The following is a 14,700-nucleotide window of genomic DNA, read 5'->3' on the forward strand; positions in this document are numbered from 1 at the left end:
ATTCGTCCAAGCCATCTGACAAACCGCAATTGACAAGGTCGAGGACGCATCACAAGATGCAACCGAAGCGAAGAATATGGAACGCGAAATAAGCGCTGAGAGAACCGATCAACCCGCGTTCGCCGCCACGAACATCAGCCAACCCCTTAGCTGAATGGGTCATCGGCTCTCTCGCGCTTACGTCTGGCACTGCCTTCTCGCATTCATGGATGTTGAATGCAGGAAGAATACGATACCCAGGTAAGAACTACTGCCCCTCAGTAAAATCTGCCCGTGCATCACCTGTCGTTGAGATAATTGATGATTTCCGCCTTACATATCGAAAGTCCCCGTTTTCGATATCTCTCATCAACCGTCTCGCAATTTTTGTAGCTCTTCGCGTTTAAGACGTATATCCCAAGATTTCGGGATTAGAGGCATTGGCGGGAGGAGAGGAAGAGTGGGAATGAACAATGCCCCGGCAATTCCCTTTCATGCCGGACCGGAGCTGAGCCGGGCGATCAACCGCACCGATTTTTTCCGTCTGCTGAAATCGGCGGCGCAGCATTACAACTTCGACAATTTTGCGCTGGCCCGCATTTCCGAGGCTTCGGCCCCTTTCGGTGAACGTGATGTCGTCATCACCAATGTCGCCGAGCGGCGTGTCGGCCTTTTCATCACGACGTTGAAGGAAGCGCTGGGCACCGTCCGGGCAAAGACCGCCCAGTTCCTGGCAACGCCGGTCCATGGCAGGAGCGCACAGCCGGAAGTTTATCCGTCCGATCTGGTTTTCAACGAATTCCTGAGCGGCGTCTTTCTCTTCATCCCGCTGTTTACGCCGGAAGGGCGGCGATATTGCCTCGTGCTCAGCGGCGAGCGTCAGGAGCCGGATCAGAGTGAGATCGCCGACATACTTCTCGACGCCATGCGCATTTTCGACAAGCTCTACGAGGAAATCCTGACGCCGGAAATGTCCGGACGGCTGACGCAGCGCGAATCGGAAATCGTCAAATGGACGAGCGAAGGTAAGACGTCGGCGGAAATCGCCATCATTCTCGGTCTCTCCGAACATACGGTCAATTCGCACATCACCGCGGCCGCGCGCAAACTCGACGCTGTCAACCGCGTTCATATGGTGGCGATCGCCTTGAGGAATGGTTTGGTTTCGTGAAGTTGGTTTCGGGATTGGGGAAATGAGACGATGATCACCGAAACGGGCCGGAGGAACGCCGTAAAGGTTCTCTTTGTCGACGACGAATTTATCGAATTCCGCGCGCTCAAGAAGAAGATCGCCGATCTCTCCGAGCCGGCAGTCGAGGTTGAATATTCGCCATCGATCGGTGACGCGCTGGAAAAGATCCGCTTGGCGCGCTTCGATCTCATCCTGCTCGACAATCGCCTTCTGCCCAATGCCGATTTCCGCGAGACGGTGCCGGAGCTGCGCGGCATCGGCTACACCGGCCCGATCGGCGTCGTCTCGACCGATATATCGGGCGGCTATTTCCAGGAATTCCCGGATTACGGCGTCGATTTCCGCATCGGCAAGGACGAAATCGATGCCCAGACGCTACAGCACATCATCCGCGAATATGTGACCTATGACGTCCCGGATTTCTGGAAGGACGATTATAGTATCTAACCATCAAGCGATGGGAAGGCGGATGATGAAGCGACTGCCGCTTTCATCCGAACGTTCGAGGCTGATATCGCCGCCAAGCGCCGCCAGAAACTCACGCGCCGTGGTCAATCCGAGACCGGCGCCCGGGACCGCCCCCGCCTTCGGCAATTTCCAGAACGGCTCGAATATCCGCTCTCGATAAGCCGGATCGATGCCTGTCCCATTGTCGGAAATCCGGATGAACCAGTCCGTCCGCTCGCGCTCCGCGGCAATGGCCACATGCGGCGGCGCTTCCCCGCGGTAGGTGAGGGCATTGGTCAAAAGGTGCCGCAGCACCAGACCGAGGAGGGCAGGGTCGGTACGGATGGAGGGCAGGCCGTCGCTTTCAAGCGTCGCTGCGCCGACCGCCGTCTCGTCGGTCAGTTCGCCCCAGACATTTTCGGCGAGCGCCTGCAGATCGACCTCTTCAGGCGTCACCTGAGGTGTGCCCGCGGCAAGGCTCATCAATGCCTTGGTGAGGCGCTGCGCCGTCTGCGCCTTTTCCATGATCATCCGGAGGCTCTGAAGCTGTTCGCCGTCGAGCGTCTCCTCGAGATCGTCGAGCAGCAGCTCGGCATACATGGCGATATGGCGGAGCGGTGATTGCAGGTCGTGCGAGGCAGTCGCGAGAAAACGCTTGATGCGCTCCTCGCTGTCTCCGGCAACGGTGGTTTCCGGCGGTCTTGTCGGGTTGGATGACATCTGGCGGCTTCCCCGATCTCAATTACAGCGCGCGCGTCCTTTCAGACGTACGAAGGACGCTGTAACACCTTGAATTGGCACATAATGCAGTAGCCGACAATAGAAAGAGGGCGCCGGCTGTGCAACCGGCGCCCTATCAAGGATGCGTCAACGGGATTTTAGCTCGCGGACTTGCGCGGACGACCCTGTTCCGGCGGAATGATCTCGACTGCCGCATCGGTTGCCGATGCCTTGGCATGGCGGCGGCGCCAGTCGCCAAGGAAGAGCAGGATCGGTGCCGCGATGAAGATCGAAGAGGCGCCGGCCACGAGAATGCCGAAGACCATCGGGATCGCGAAGCTCGAGACAGCACTACCGCCCCAGATCGCCATCGGCACCAGCGCGAGGAAGGCCGTCGCATTGGTGTAAAGGCTTCGCGCCAGGGTCTCGTTGATCGACTTGTCGATAATCTCGCGCAGCGGCATCGACTTGTAGAGCCGCATGTTTTCGCGCATGCGGTCATAGACGACGACCTTGTCGTTCACCGAATAACCTACAAGCGTCAGAATGGCGGCGATGGCCGTCAGATTGAAGTCGAGACCGGTGATCGCGAAGAAGCCGATCGCCTTTGTGACGTCGAGCACCAACGTGACGATGGCGCCGACGGCAAACGGCCATTCGAACCGCACCCAGATGTAGATGAGCATCGCGAAGCTCGCGATCACCACCGACAGGATACCGGCCCAGGCAAGCTCGCCGCTGACCTTCGGGCCGATGACGTCGGTGCCTTCGATGGTGGCGGTTGGATCGATCTTGGTGACTTCTGCCTTCAGCTTGGTCACCGCTGCCGTCTGTGCCTCTTCGCCGCCTTCCTGCCGTTGAGCGCGAACGAGAATGCTGTTCTTGTCGCCGAAGGACTGCAGCGAGATTTCGCCGAGACCAAGCGTGTTCAGGCCTTCACGGAACGTCCCGAGGTCGGCCGGGCCGGTGGTCTTGACGGCCATCTGGATGCCGCCGCGGAAATCGACGCCGTAGTTGAGGCCCGGATGAATGAAGAGCACGATGGAGGCGATCGAAAGCAGCGCTGAAACGGTGATGCCGAAGAAGCGCGCCTTCATGAACTGGATGTGCTTGTCATAGGGGCTGAACGGGATCAGCGGCCGGATGTTCAGCACCTTGAGCTTGCTGCGGCGGGTGATCTCGATCATCGCCACACGCACGAAGGCGACCGATGTGAACATCGAGATGATCAGGCCGAGCGCCATGGTCACGGCAAAGCCGCGAACCGGTCCGGAGCCGAAAAAGAACAGGATGGCCGCAGCGATCAGGGCCGTCATGTTGCCGTCGATAATGGTCGAATAGGCACGGCGGAAACCGGTATCGATGGCGGCGAAGGCGCTCTTGCCCTTGCGCGTTTCTTCGCGGATGCGCTCGTTGATGAGAACGTTGGCGTCGACCGCAAGGCCGATGCCGAGAACGACACCGGCAATGCCCGGCAGCGTCAGCGTCGCACCAACCAGCGTTAGCGCCGAGAAGGTCAGGATCGTGTGGATCAACAGCGCGATATTCGCCAGGAAGCCCCAGGTGCCATAGAGTACGAAGATGAAGACGGCGACGAGCACAAAGCCGACGATGCCGGAATAAATGCCCATCTTGATGGCGTCGGCTCCGAGGTCGGCGCCGACGGTGCGCTCTTCGATGACCGTCAGCTTGGCGGGCAGGGCGCCAGCGCGCAGCATGGCGGCCAGCGTCGTGGCGCTATCGGCCGAGAAACTGCCGGAGATCTGACCGGAACCGCCGGTAATCGGCTCGCGGATAACAGGCGCGCTCAGCACCTTGTCGTCGAGGACGATGGCGAAGGGATTGCCGACGTTCTGGCGGGTGATCTCGGCAAAGCGGCTGGCGCCGGCGCTGTCGAATCTGAAGCTGACGATCGGCTCATGCGTGTTCGGGTCGAAGCTGACGCGGGCATCCGAAAGGCGGTCGCCGGAGATTTCGACGCGGTCGAGGACCGGAAAGGACCGGCCTTCGTCGTCCTTCAGCATGGTCACGCCGGGTCCGGGCGCATTGTTCGGCGACAGCATGTGGAACGACATTTTGGCGGTGGAGCCGAGAAGTTCGCGCAGGCGTGACGGATCCTGCGCGCCCGGAAGCTGGACGAGCACGCGGTTGGCGCCGATGCGCTGGATGGTCGGCTCGGAGACGCCGACCTGGTCGACGCGCTGGCGGATGACTTCGAGGCTCTGCTGGACGGCATTGTCGACATTGGCGGAGATGCCGGCCGGCGAGAAGCCGACGGTGATGGTGGCGCCGTTCGCAGTGACGGCCAGATCGGCCTGGCCGGCGCTGAGGCCGGTGCTGATCGGGTTGGCAAGCGTCTTGAGTTCGGTGACGGCAGCATCGCTCTGCGCGGCATCGGCAAGCGTCACGACGATCTGGTTCTGGCTGCGGACCACGGCCTTCGGCTGAATGCCCTTTTCGCGCAGCACACGGCGCGCGTCCTGAAGCAGCGATTGCAGCCGCTCCTTGGTCAGGTCGGCTTCGTCGACTTCCAGAACGAGGTGCGAACCGCCGCGAAGGTCGAGGCCGAGCGACACCTGCTCATGCGGCAGCCAGGCCGGCACGCGCTGGAGGACGGATTGCGGCAGGACGTTCGGCAGGGCGATCAATAGGCCGAGTAGGATGATCACCGAATAGGTGATCACCAGCCATCGTGAAGTACGCATGTTGTATTCCTTGATATCGAGGGCCGGCGCTCGGGCGCTGGCGGCATGTCGTCAATGGTCGGAAGCGCCGATCGGCGCGAGCGTCAGGCAGCGACCGGCGGTGCGCGCGGCTGATGGGTCCTGGAGACTGCGGCGTGAAGCGAAGCTTCAAATGCCGGAAAAGCCGCTGATATATTCCAGCCGGCGAAGTTAAGGGTCGGAGCGGCGGCAAGGGCAGGCGATCCGCCGTCATGTGCCGCCTGCTTCGGCACAAGCTTGCGCTCCGTGGCAAGCAGCCCACGCACGGTATCGCGCGCAGTCAGCTGCGGCGGCTGAGGATCTCGACCGGAAGAGGAAAGCGTATTGGCGGCCGCCGCCGGCGAGATCACCAGATTGCCGCCGAAAAGCAGGCCAAGATAGGCAAGGACGGCGACGAGGACGGAAGCGGCGATACGGCTCGTCAGACGGTGCTGTTCCAGCTCCATCTTCTCCGTCCCGGCGATGTCACTCCCGTATCGGCTCAAAAGCGCGCCAATCTCTCATTCTCTTTCCGGCGGAGGGTCATCCGTCGGGGCAATTGTATCAGGCCCATGGCTGTCTTCATAGGGCACACTCTCATGATGCACTTGGGCGAGCCGGTCAACCATGCCAAGCGCAATTTCACGCTCGCCCATGATGACGGTGTCGGCGCCATATTGCTTCAGCTCATCGACTTCGGCGTCGGAATGGGCTCGGGCGACGATGAGGATCGATGGATTGACGCTGCGTGCCTGCTCGGCGATGCGGCAGGCCTCGAAGGCGTTGGGGATGGCGATCGCAATGCTGCGGGCGCCGGAAAGATTGGCTAGGTCGAGCGTTTCCCGCATCACCGCATTGCCCGCCAGAGTTTCGATGCCCTGCGCCTTCAGCTCGCCGATGCGCTTGTCAGAGTCCTCGATGACCAGAAAAGGTGTGGCTGACGACTTGAGATTCTGTCCGACGATGCTGCCAACCCGCCCGTAGCCGACGAGAATGGCGTGGCCGCGGAGAGCGGTCGGGTGCACCTCGTCATCTTCGGGCGGTATCTCCTCCGGCGCTGCTATTGCATCTGCAGCGGGAGCAGGGTCTGCCGCGACGTCTTCGCGCTTTGCACCATCCAGCAGCGGCCGCATGCGGTCGCAGAGGAAGAACAGTAGCGGATTGAGGATGATCGAGATGATGGCGCCGGCAAGGATCAGATCGCGGCCTTCCTCCGGCAGCAGCCCCAGTTCGACGCCGAGGGCGGCGAGGATGAAGGAGAATTCGCCGATCTGGCCGAGGCTGGCCGAAATCGTCAGCGCCGTACTGAGCGGCTTCTTGAAGGCGAGCACGATCAGGAGCGCGGCGACGGACTTGCCGATGACGATGATGAAGATGGTGGCGAGGATCGGCAGCGGCTTGTCGATCAGGATGTTCGGATCGAACAGCATGCCGACCGAGACGAAGAACAGCACGGCGAAGGCGTCGCGCAGCGGCAGGCTTTCCTGTGCGGCGCGATGGCTGAGCTCGCTTTCGGCAAGCACCATGCCGGCAAAGAAGGCGCCGAGCGCCAGCGACACGCCGAAGAGCTTCGCCGCTCCGAAAGCGACACCGAGCGCGATCGCCAGCACGCCGAGCCGGAAAAGCTCGCGCGAACCGGTATGGGCGATGCGATGCATCGTCCAGGGAATGAGCTTGCGGCCGAAGACCAGCATCAGCGCCACGAACAGCGCCACCTTCACCAGCGTCATGGCGATCATGCCGCCGATGCCGAGATCGAGGCCGAACAGGCGGCTGAGCGCGGCTGAGAGCGGCTCGACGGGAGCGTGCCCCTCACCGCCGATGCTGGCTGCGGCCGGGATCAGCACCAGCGCCAGCACCATGGCGAGATCCTCGACGATCAGCCAGCCGACGGCGATCCTGCCGCGCTCGGTCTCGACCAGGCGCCGCTCCTGCAGCGCCTTCAAGAGCACGACGGTGGAGGCGACCAAAAGCGCCAGGCCGAAAACCAGGCTGCCGCCGGTCGGCCAGCCCATGAAGGCGCCGAGCCCCCAGCCGAGCAATGTCGCAAAAGCGATCTGCACGATCGCGCCGGGCACGGCGATGCCGCGCACCGACAGCAGGTCTTTCAGGGAAAAATGCAGCCCGACGCCGAACATCAGCAGGATGACGCCGATTTCGGCCAGCTCCGGCGCAAGGTTCTGATCTGCCACATAACCTGGCGTATGTGGCCCGACGAGCACGCCGGCGATCAGATAACCGACGAGCGGCGGCATCCGCAGCCGATGGGCGAAGGCGCCGAAGATGAAAGCCAGCACGAGGCCGCCGACGATTGTCGAAATCAAGGGCGTATCGTGTGGCATTGCTGTCTTCCGATCTGGAAATCCCGATTGTAATATGACATATATGGTCTATATCGACCAATATGGGCAACTTGAAATCATGGGTCAAGGCGCAAGAGAAACAATTCTCACTCCCGCTCTCTGCCGCGCGGCGCGCGGCCTGCTCGACTGGACTCAAACCGATCTTGCCGACAGGGCTGCCGTCTCGCGCAGCACCATCCGCGACTATGAGGGCCGGCACCACGACATCCACCGCGCGACGGAAGCGCAACTGCGCCTCGCCTTCGAGGAAGGCGGCGTCAAATTCGTGGAGATCCAAGGGGCAGGCACCGGCGTTTACCTGCCCACTGCATAAAATGATGCAGCAATTCAAAGTGTTACTGCGTTGCGCCTCTGAAAAGAGGCTTGGTGCTGTCATCGGGCAGACTGAACACGCTCAGGGTGCCAGGCAGGCGGCAGAGACCTTGTAGATGGAAAGTGTCTTACCCTTGTAGTTGCCCTCCGTCGGCTGCCAGTTCTTCAGCACCTCGGGCGTCTCGGTGGCGCAGGTGAAGGCCCCGTCCGTCAGGAAAAGCACCTTGCCGGTGATGTCGGCGGGCAGAGCGAATTCCTGCTCGTAATAGCTCTCCGGAAGGCCCGCCGGCGCCCGCGCATAGATCCTGTAGGATGCATCGCGCAGCGTGTAGAAAAGATCGGCGACCATATCGCGATTGTCGGTGACGATGATGTCGGTGCCGGCCTGAGCTGCGAGTGCGGCGGTCTCGCGGCTGACCTCGGCGCGGCCGAGATAGCGCTTCATCAGCGCGTCGCCGTTCGGCAGCAGCAACTGATGCGGAAAGATCGTCGCCAGCGGAAAGAGCAGGCTGGCGATGCCGTTGATGGTCAGCGACAGCCTGAGCCCCTTCGGCCACTTCAGGTAAAGCAGCCAGACGGCAAGGATGGTGCCGGCGACATAGGCAGTCACCGCCCAGTTGGCATAGGCCTTGGCGACCGTCGCCTGCAGCGTGATGAGCACGACGACCGGCATCGACAGCCAGACCAGCATCTTTTCCCGATCGTCACTCCTGCCCTTGATCATGCGGTAGACCGCCCAGAGCATCGCGAAGAAGATGATCGGCCCGACCACGCCGAACTGGGCGGCGAAGAATTCAAGCCCGCGACGGAGATTGATGCCGAGTTCGCTCCAATGGGCGATATCCTGCGTATGCCGCACCGTCGTGTTGTCGTGCTGCAGATTCCACCAGAGGTTCGGCAAGGCGACGACCGCCGCGACCGCGACCGCGATGATGAAATCCCGGATGGCGATGCGCGCCGCCGGAATGAGGAGGAGGGCAAGCGCTCCGCCCGGAACGACGAACAGCACGGCATATTTCGTCAGGAAGGCGAGGCCGACGCCAAGGCCCATGACGAGCGCCAGCCCGACCGAGCGCCGCTGGGTCAAGCCGAAATAGGCAAGCAGCGCGATCGCGATGAAGAACAGCAGGATCACGTCGGTCGAGAAGAACACCGAAGACAGCGCGACGCCCGGGAGGGTGATATAGGTGGCGCCCGTCCAGCCTTCGATCTCCGGCCCGACGAAACGTTTTGCCGTCTTCATCAGCACCAGTGCCGCCGCCATGTGGATCAGCGGTCCGAGCAGCCTGATCCCATAGATGGCGTTGGAGCCGGAAAGCTCGGTCATCGCCCGGATCACCCACGCAATCATCGGCGGCTTGGAATAATAGCCGAGGTCGAGGTTTTGCGACCAGAACCAGTACTGCGCCTCGTCGACGAAAAGGTCCGTCGTATCGAAATTGAGCATGACGACGCGCCAGAGCGTGAAGCCAAGAACGATGAGGAGACCAGATCTGGGGGACATGAACCGATAGTTCCGCTGACATGAAAGGCGCGAGTGCGATACACCAAAGGTGCCGGACTGCCAACGGGGAAGGGTGGGTCTAGCGCATCGGCCCGAAAATCGATTCCGATTTTCGGAAAGCACGATGCGTAGATTCAAAGTGTTAGAGCGTCCTTTGTGCGTCCGAAAGGACGCACGGCGCTCTAAAGCATGTCGCGCAAGACTGTGCAGCGGTTTTGCGACAACGACATGCGTAAAACAAAGAGCTAAAGCGCAAGGAGGTATCTGAAAGATTGCGACGCGCTTAGAACACCCGAAGGGCGCGGATGTCGCGGTTTGCGGCGATGGAATCGAGGCGGGCGACGGCGGCAAGCAGCGTCATTGCAATCAAGCAGGCACCCAATCCGAGAACAATCATTGCTCTGTCCTTGTCGACGTCATGTCTTGGTTATCGACCGGCATATAACACGGAGCTTGCGTGTGCCTTGTAGCAGCCATGCAACTCCGCAACAGTATTTGCTGCGAACTGCCTTGAATTGCTTGAAAAGCCTGTTCTCCGAAAGGCTTATTAACCTTCAAGCAAGGAATTAACCATAAACATTGGTCTACACGTCGGAATGGGAAGATGCACTCGTTCCCACCAGGCATGACGCCGTCCCGCCGTACCGGGTTGATCCGGTATCCATCTCTTCAGACAGCTCCGAAACATAGCTGATCAGGGGGCTTCGCTCCGCCGGTTGTAACCGGTGGTGAGAACCGTCTCAACGCTTCGCGTTCATCGGATGCTGCACAAGTTTTTGGCCGGGCTTTCGCCCGGAAAGTGGTTGGGGACAGGCGTTGAGGCAGGACATGCCATCAGATCAGGCTCGTGGAGCGCAGGCAGGCAGCTTGCGCGACCGCCTGCGCTTTGCCGGTCTCGATGCCGACCAGTGCGAGCTGGTGCGCCGTAACCGGCCGGCGCTCGAAGCCCATCTGAAGGCGGGCCTGAGGGATCTCTTCCACCGGTTCCAGTCATTCCCCGACGCCTCGCGCAATTTCGAGAGCGAACGCCAGGTCGAGCGTCTGCACGATCTGCAGTCCTCGCATTGGGACGTGCTGACGGATGCGCGGTTTGACAGCCTCTATGCCGAGCGCGTCAAGGTTCTCTCCGATACCGAAAGCAAGATGGGTCTTGACCCGCGCTGGCACGTGGCCGGCCATGGCGTCATGCTGGAGCATGTCGTTTCCGGCCTCGCCGAGCAGATTGCCGGCCGTCCGCTGCTGCCGTCGGCCAAGCGCCGCACCCGCGAAATCTCCGACCTGATGACGGCGATCATCCGCATCGTCATGGTCGATGTGGAAATTGCCGTCTCGCTCCGCTTCAATGCGCTGCGCGCCGGGGAGCAGCGCGCGCTCGCCGATCAGCGCGCCGCCAACGAGGCCGAGATCATCAGGATCTTCGGCGATGTCATCGAAGGCCTGTCCGCACGCGACCTGACGCGCCGCGCGCCTGTCGACGGCGACGGCGCCTATGGCGGGATCGCCGCCGCGCTGAATGGCGCGCTGGACGGCCTCCAGGCCGAATTCACCGCTATTACCGAGCGCACGGTCAAGGCCGAAGCGGCGACAGGTTCGCTTGCCGGTCTGTCGCGGCAGTTCGCCGGCACGGCGTCCGGCCAGGCCGATCGGCTGCAGCTTTCCGCCGCTGCCCTTGCCGGCATCGCCGGCAGTGTGCGCGATGGTGCTGCTGACAGCCGCGCTGCCGAACAGGCGGCCGCCACGACGCGCGCTGCCGTCGAGGAAAGCGGTGAAGTCGTCGGCCGCGCGATCAGCGCCATGGCCGATATCGAGCAGTCGGCCGAAAAGATCGGCCAGATCATCGGGGCGATCGACGAGATCGCCTTCCAGACCAATCTTCTGGCGCTGAATGCCGGCATCGAAGCCGCGCGCGCCGGCGATTCCGGCCGCGGTTTTGCCGTCGTCGCCCAGGAAGTCCGCGCCCTTGCCCAGCGTTCGGCCGAAGCCGCCCGCGAGATCAAGACGCTGGTGACGACGACCAAGGCGCAGGTCGACGCTGGCGTGCAGATGGTCGGCCGCACACAGGATTCGATCGGCAGCATCGTGCGCCAGGTCACCGACATCAACGCCGCCATATCAGGCATCGCCACCCGAACCGGCGAACATGCCGCAAGCCTCGACAGCGTGACATCAGACGTCAAGGGCCTGGGTGGCGAGGTGGCCGATAGCGCCGGCCTTGCGGAGCGCTCGGCCGAAGGCGCCGACCACCTCCACAGCGTCATTCTCGAGCTCGGCCAGACGATTCGCGAATTCCGCATCGCCCGGGAAAACGCCACTGCCGGGCGCCCTGCGCCGGTGCGCGTGACACCGCCGCGGGCCCTTGAGGGCGCTACCCGCCCGGCACCGGTCGTGGACGAATACGAAAATGACGATTTTGGCCTTCCGCAAGCGTTCGCAAGCGTCGGAGGTGGGCGGAATGTTTACTAACCTATCGGATGATTGCCGCAGCTCGTCTTTTCGGGCCGGGGACAAGGGGACAAGGAAAAGCTGATGGCAGCAAAGAAGAGTGGCAAAACGCTTGATTTGACAGCGGTGCTCGACCTCAACGAGGCTTCCGCCTTGCGCGATAAACTCCTCTCCCTCCGGGGTAGCGGTCTTTCGATAGACGCTTCCGGCGTCGAACGGATCGGTGCGCTTTGCGCCCAGGTTCTGATGTCCGCCGAGAAGACCTGGGAGCAGGACAAGCAGCCGTTCACCTTCTCCAAGGTGTCCGACGCATTTCAGAAAACCATGCAGCTGGTTGGCGTCAATATTGACCACCTGCTTGCCAAGGAGATTCGGCAATGAAGAAAAAAGTGCTGACCGTGGATGATTCCCGCACCATCCGAAACATGCTTCTCGTGACACTGAACAATGCTGGCTTCGAGACGATCCAGGCGGAAGACGGCATCGAGGGCCTTGAGGTTCTCGAAGAGTCCAATCCCGACGTCATCGTGACCGACATCAACATGCCGCGCCTCGACGGTTTCGGCTTCATCGAAGGTGTCCGCCGCAACGAGAAATATCGGGCGATCCCGATCCTGGTCCTGACCACGGAAAGCGACGCGGAAAAGAAGAACCGCGCCCGCCAGGCCGGTGCCACGGGCTGGATAGTCAAGCCTTTCGACCCGGCCAAGCTGATCGATGCCATTGAGCGTGTAACCGCTTAAACCCAGGATTTGCTCCTATGGATATGAACGAAATCAAAGAGATCTTTTTCCAGGAGTGCGAGGAACAGCTCGCAGAATTGGAATCCGGTCTTCTGAAAATGAATGATGGCGATCGCGATCCGGAAACCGTCAATGCGGTGTTCCGTGCCGTGCATTCGATCAAGGGCGGCGCCGGCGCCTTCGGCCTTGACGATCTGGTAGCCTTCGCCCATGTTTTCGAGACCACTCTCGATTGCGTTCGATCCAACAAGCTTGAGCCGAACCAGGACGTCCTGAAGGTGATGCTGAAGTCGGCCGACGTGCTCGCTGACCTGACGAACGTTGCGCGCGACGGCGGCAGCGTCGATGAAAGCCGCAGCCGCGGCCTCGTCAGGGAGCTCGAGGCGCTGGCCAACGGTGAAATGCCGTCTCCCTCGGCGTCAGTCGAGGCGCCTGCGCCGAAGGCAGCCGCAAAGGCCGCTCCGGCGCCGACCCCCAAGCCGACGGACGACAGCGGCTTCCAGCCGGTCCCCTTTTCCTTCGACGATTTTGGCGGCGAGGGCGATGCCGGCGGCATGCCGGCCTATGAAGTCATCTTCAAGCCGCGCTACGAACTCTATTCCAAGGGCAATGACGCCACCCTGCTGCTGCGCGATCTCTCGCGCCTCGGCGAAATGACGATCTATTGCAATACGGATGACCTCCCGGGCCTCGAGGAACTCGATCCGGAAGGCGCTTATTTCTTCTGGAATGTCACGATCAAGACGGACAAGGGCGAGGACGCCATCCGCACCGTCTTCGAATTCGCCGAGTGGGATTGCGAACTGACGGTAAAGCCGGTCGAAGAAGCAAGGGCCGAGGCGACCAGCAACGACGAACTGCCGATGGTGCCGGTTCCTTTCGACCTGTCGATCCTGGACGAAGCCGGCGCAATCGAAGAGGTTTCCGCCTCAGACGCGCGGGCCGAGGAGACGGCCGCAGCCGTTGCCGCAGCCGAGACTGCCTCCAACGTCACGCAGATTGTCGCCGCCCGCGTAGAGAAGAAGGAATCGGCCGCCGCCGCAGCGGCCGCAGCAAGTGCTGCCGCTCAGAACAATGCCGCCGGTGCCGGCCAGACGATCCGCGTCGATCTCGACCGTGTCGACCGCCTCATCAACCTCGTCGGCGAATTGGTCATCAACCAGGCGATGCTGTCGCAGAGCGTAATCGAGAACGACACGACCGGCACCTCCTCGATCAATATGGGCCTCGAGGAGCTGCAGCAGCTCACCCGCGAGATCCAGGACTCGGTCATGGCGATCCGCGCGCAGCCGGTGAAGCCGGTCTTCCAGCGCATGTCGCGTATCGTCCGCGAAATCGCCGACATGACCGGCAAGTCGATCCGCCTGATCACCGAAGGTGAAAACACCGAAGTCGACAAGACGGTCATCGACAAGCTGGCCGAACCGCTGACCCACATGATCCGCAACGCCGTCGACCACGGCATCGAAACGCCCGAAAAGCGTGCAGCCGCCGGCAAGAACACCGAAGGCACTGTCCGCCTGACCGCCAAGCATCGTTCGGGACGCATCCTGATCGAGCTTGCCGACGACGGTGCCGGTATCAACCGTGAGAAGGTCCGCCAGAAGGCGATCGACAACGACCTCATCCCGGCCGATTCCAACCTGTCGGACGAGGAAATCGACAACCTGATCTTCCTGCCGGGCTTCTCGACGGCCGACAAGATCTCCGACATCTCCGGCCGCGGCGTTGGCATGGACGTCGTCAAACGTTCGATCCAGGCGCTCGGCGGCCGCATCAACATCACCTCGAAGCCGGGTCACGGCTCGGTCTTCACCATGAGCCTGCCGCTGACGCTCGCCGTCCTCGACGGCATGGTAGTCACAGTCGCCGGCCAGACGCTGGTCGTGCCGCTGACGGCGATCGTCGAAACCCTGCAGCCGGAAGCGGCCGCGATCCACTCCTTCGGTGCCAACCACCGGCTGATCTCGATCCGCAACAGCTTCTGCCCGCTGGTCGATGTCGGCCGCATCCTGAACTTCCGCGCCACCCAGGCCAATCCGGTCGAGGGCGTGGCGCTTCTGGTGGAATCCGAAGGCGGCGGCCAGCGCGCCCTGATGGTCGATGCCATCCAGGGTCAGCGCCAGGTGGTCATCAAGAGCCTGGAAGCGAACTACACCCATGTGCCGGGCATTGCCGCCGCCACCATCCTCGGTGACGGGCGCGTCGCTCTCATCCTCGATGTCGACGCAGTCGTCGGCGCCTCGCGCGGCCAGTCGCTCAAAGCGGAAATGTCGTTAGCAGCGGTGGGATAAGG

12 protein-coding genes are annotated in these 14,700 nt (G+C 61.9%); 7 read left to right on the top strand and 5 right to left on the bottom strand.

The features are described from left to right. Positions 1-445 precede the first annotated feature (445 nt). Together AC244Q_RS01560 and AC244Q_RS01565 are read left to right on the top strand one after the other, a co-directional pair. Positions 446-1,150 (top strand): helix-turn-helix transcriptional regulator, encoded by a 705-nt coding sequence (locus AC244Q_RS01560; protein ID WP_012756036.1) that lies wholly within the window; start codon positions 446-448, stop codon positions 1,148-1,150. A 30-nt stretch (positions 1,151-1,180) separates the two neighbouring features. After that, entirely contained in the window at positions 1,181-1,618 is a 438-nt protein-coding gene (locus AC244Q_RS01565) for a response regulator (RefSeq protein WP_003556461.1), read from the top strand. Positions 1,619-1,621: 3 nt separating this feature from the next. Here the strand turns inward: AC244Q_RS01565 and AC244Q_RS01570 are convergent, their stop codons facing one another. From AC244Q_RS01570 to ybaL, 4 genes are all read right to left on the bottom strand, one after another. After that, complete coding sequence (locus tag AC244Q_RS01570) at positions 1,622-2,338, bottom strand: sensor histidine kinase (protein ID WP_012756037.1); 717 nt, start codon at positions 2,336-2,338, stop codon at positions 1,622-1,624. A 158-nt stretch (positions 2,339-2,496) separates the two neighbouring features. Next, complete coding sequence (gene secD, locus AC244Q_RS01575) at positions 2,497-5,043, bottom strand: protein translocase subunit SecD (RefSeq protein ID WP_012756038.1); 2,547 nt, start codon at positions 5,041-5,043, stop codon at positions 2,497-2,499. Positions 5,044-5,126: 83 nt separating this feature from the next. After that, complete coding sequence (locus AC244Q_RS01580; RefSeq protein WP_128406010.1) at positions 5,127-5,507, bottom strand: hypothetical protein; 381 nt, start codon at positions 5,505-5,507, stop codon at positions 5,127-5,129. Between the two features lie 54 nt (positions 5,508-5,561). Continuing rightward, positions 5,562-7,382 (bottom strand): YbaL family putative K(+) efflux transporter, encoded by a 1,821-nt coding sequence (ybaL, locus tag AC244Q_RS01585; RefSeq protein ID WP_128406011.1) that lies wholly within the window; start codon positions 7,380-7,382, stop codon positions 5,562-5,564. Between the two features lie 34 nt (positions 7,383-7,416). Between ybaL and AC244Q_RS01590 the strand changes: the two genes are divergently transcribed. Further along, complete coding sequence (locus tag AC244Q_RS01590) at positions 7,417-7,716, top strand: helix-turn-helix transcriptional regulator (protein WP_012756041.1); 300 nt, start codon at positions 7,417-7,419, stop codon at positions 7,714-7,716. 81 nt (positions 7,717-7,797) lie between these two features. Here the strand turns inward: AC244Q_RS01590 and AC244Q_RS01595 are convergent, their stop codons facing one another. Beyond that, positions 7,798-9,219, bottom strand: coding sequence for an ArnT family glycosyltransferase (locus AC244Q_RS01595; protein WP_128406012.1), 1,422 nt, complete (start codon positions 9,217-9,219; stop codon positions 7,798-7,800). Positions 9,220-10,047: 828 nt separating this feature from the next. On the opposite strand from AC244Q_RS01595, the gene AC244Q_RS01600 reads away from it, so the two are divergent. The 4 genes from AC244Q_RS01600 (at position 10,048) to AC244Q_RS01615 (ending at position 14,698) form a co-directional block, all read left to right on the top strand. Next, positions 10,048-11,682 (top strand): globin-coupled sensor protein, encoded by a 1,635-nt coding sequence (locus tag AC244Q_RS01600; protein WP_128406013.1) that lies wholly within the window; start codon positions 10,048-10,050, stop codon positions 11,680-11,682. Positions 11,683-11,745: 63 nt separating this feature from the next. Then, positions 11,746-12,042: an STAS domain-containing protein gene (locus tag AC244Q_RS01605; protein WP_003545491.1), complete on the top strand. Its 297-nt coding sequence runs from the start codon at positions 11,746-11,748 to the stop codon at positions 12,040-12,042. Then, a complete protein-coding gene (gene cheY1 / locus AC244Q_RS01610; protein WP_003545492.1) occupies positions 12,039-12,404 on the top strand; it encodes a chemotaxis response regulator CheY1 in 366 nt (121 codons plus the stop codon). The genes AC244Q_RS01605 and cheY1 overlap by 4 nt, the downstream gene beginning before the upstream one ends. Positions 12,405-12,421: 17 nt before the next feature. Then, positions 12,422-14,698, top strand: a complete 2,277-nt coding sequence (locus tag AC244Q_RS01615) for a chemotaxis protein CheA (protein WP_012756044.1) — start codon at positions 12,422-12,424, stop codon at positions 14,696-14,698. The last annotated feature ends 2 nt before the right edge of the window (positions 14,699-14,700 follow it).

Source organism: Rhizobium sp. CB2179 (assembly GCF_057653455.1).

Bases quoted from the DNA above. Each gene is read 5' to 3' on its own strand.
- AC244Q_RS01600 (WP_128406013.1), top strand. From the start codon at position 10,048: ATGCCATCAGATCAGGCTCGTGGAGCGCAGGCAGGCAGCTTGCGCGAC.
- AC244Q_RS01595 (WP_128406012.1), bottom strand. From the start codon at position 9,219: ATGTCCCCCAGATCTGGTCTCCTCATCGTTCTTGGCTTCACGCTCTGG.
- AC244Q_RS01570 (WP_012756037.1), bottom strand. From the start codon at position 2,338: ATGTCATCCAACCCGACAAGACCGCCGGAAACCACCGTTGCCGGAGAC.
- AC244Q_RS01605 (WP_003545491.1), top strand. From the start codon at position 11,746: ATGGCAGCAAAGAAGAGTGGCAAAACGCTTGATTTGACAGCGGTGCTC.
- cheY1 (WP_003545492.1), top strand. From the start codon at position 12,039: ATGAAGAAAAAAGTGCTGACCGTGGATGATTCCCGCACCATCCGAAAC.
- AC244Q_RS01565 (WP_003556461.1), top strand. From the start codon at position 1,181: ATGATCACCGAAACGGGCCGGAGGAACGCCGTAAAGGTTCTCTTTGTC.
- AC244Q_RS01560 (WP_012756036.1), top strand. From the start codon at position 446: ATGAACAATGCCCCGGCAATTCCCTTTCATGCCGGACCGGAGCTGAGC.
- secD (WP_012756038.1), bottom strand. From the start codon at position 5,043: ATGCGTACTTCACGATGGCTGGTGATCACCTATTCGGTGATCATCCTA.
- AC244Q_RS01590 (WP_012756041.1), top strand. From the start codon at position 7,417: ATGACATATATGGTCTATATCGACCAATATGGGCAACTTGAAATCATG.
- ybaL (WP_128406011.1), bottom strand. From the start codon at position 7,382: ATGCCACACGATACGCCCTTGATTTCGACAATCGTCGGCGGCCTCGTG.
- AC244Q_RS01580 (WP_128406010.1), bottom strand. From the start codon at position 5,507: ATGGAGCTGGAACAGCACCGTCTGACGAGCCGTATCGCCGCTTCCGTC.
- AC244Q_RS01615 (WP_012756044.1), top strand. From the start codon at position 12,422: ATGGATATGAACGAAATCAAAGAGATCTTTTTCCAGGAGTGCGAGGAA.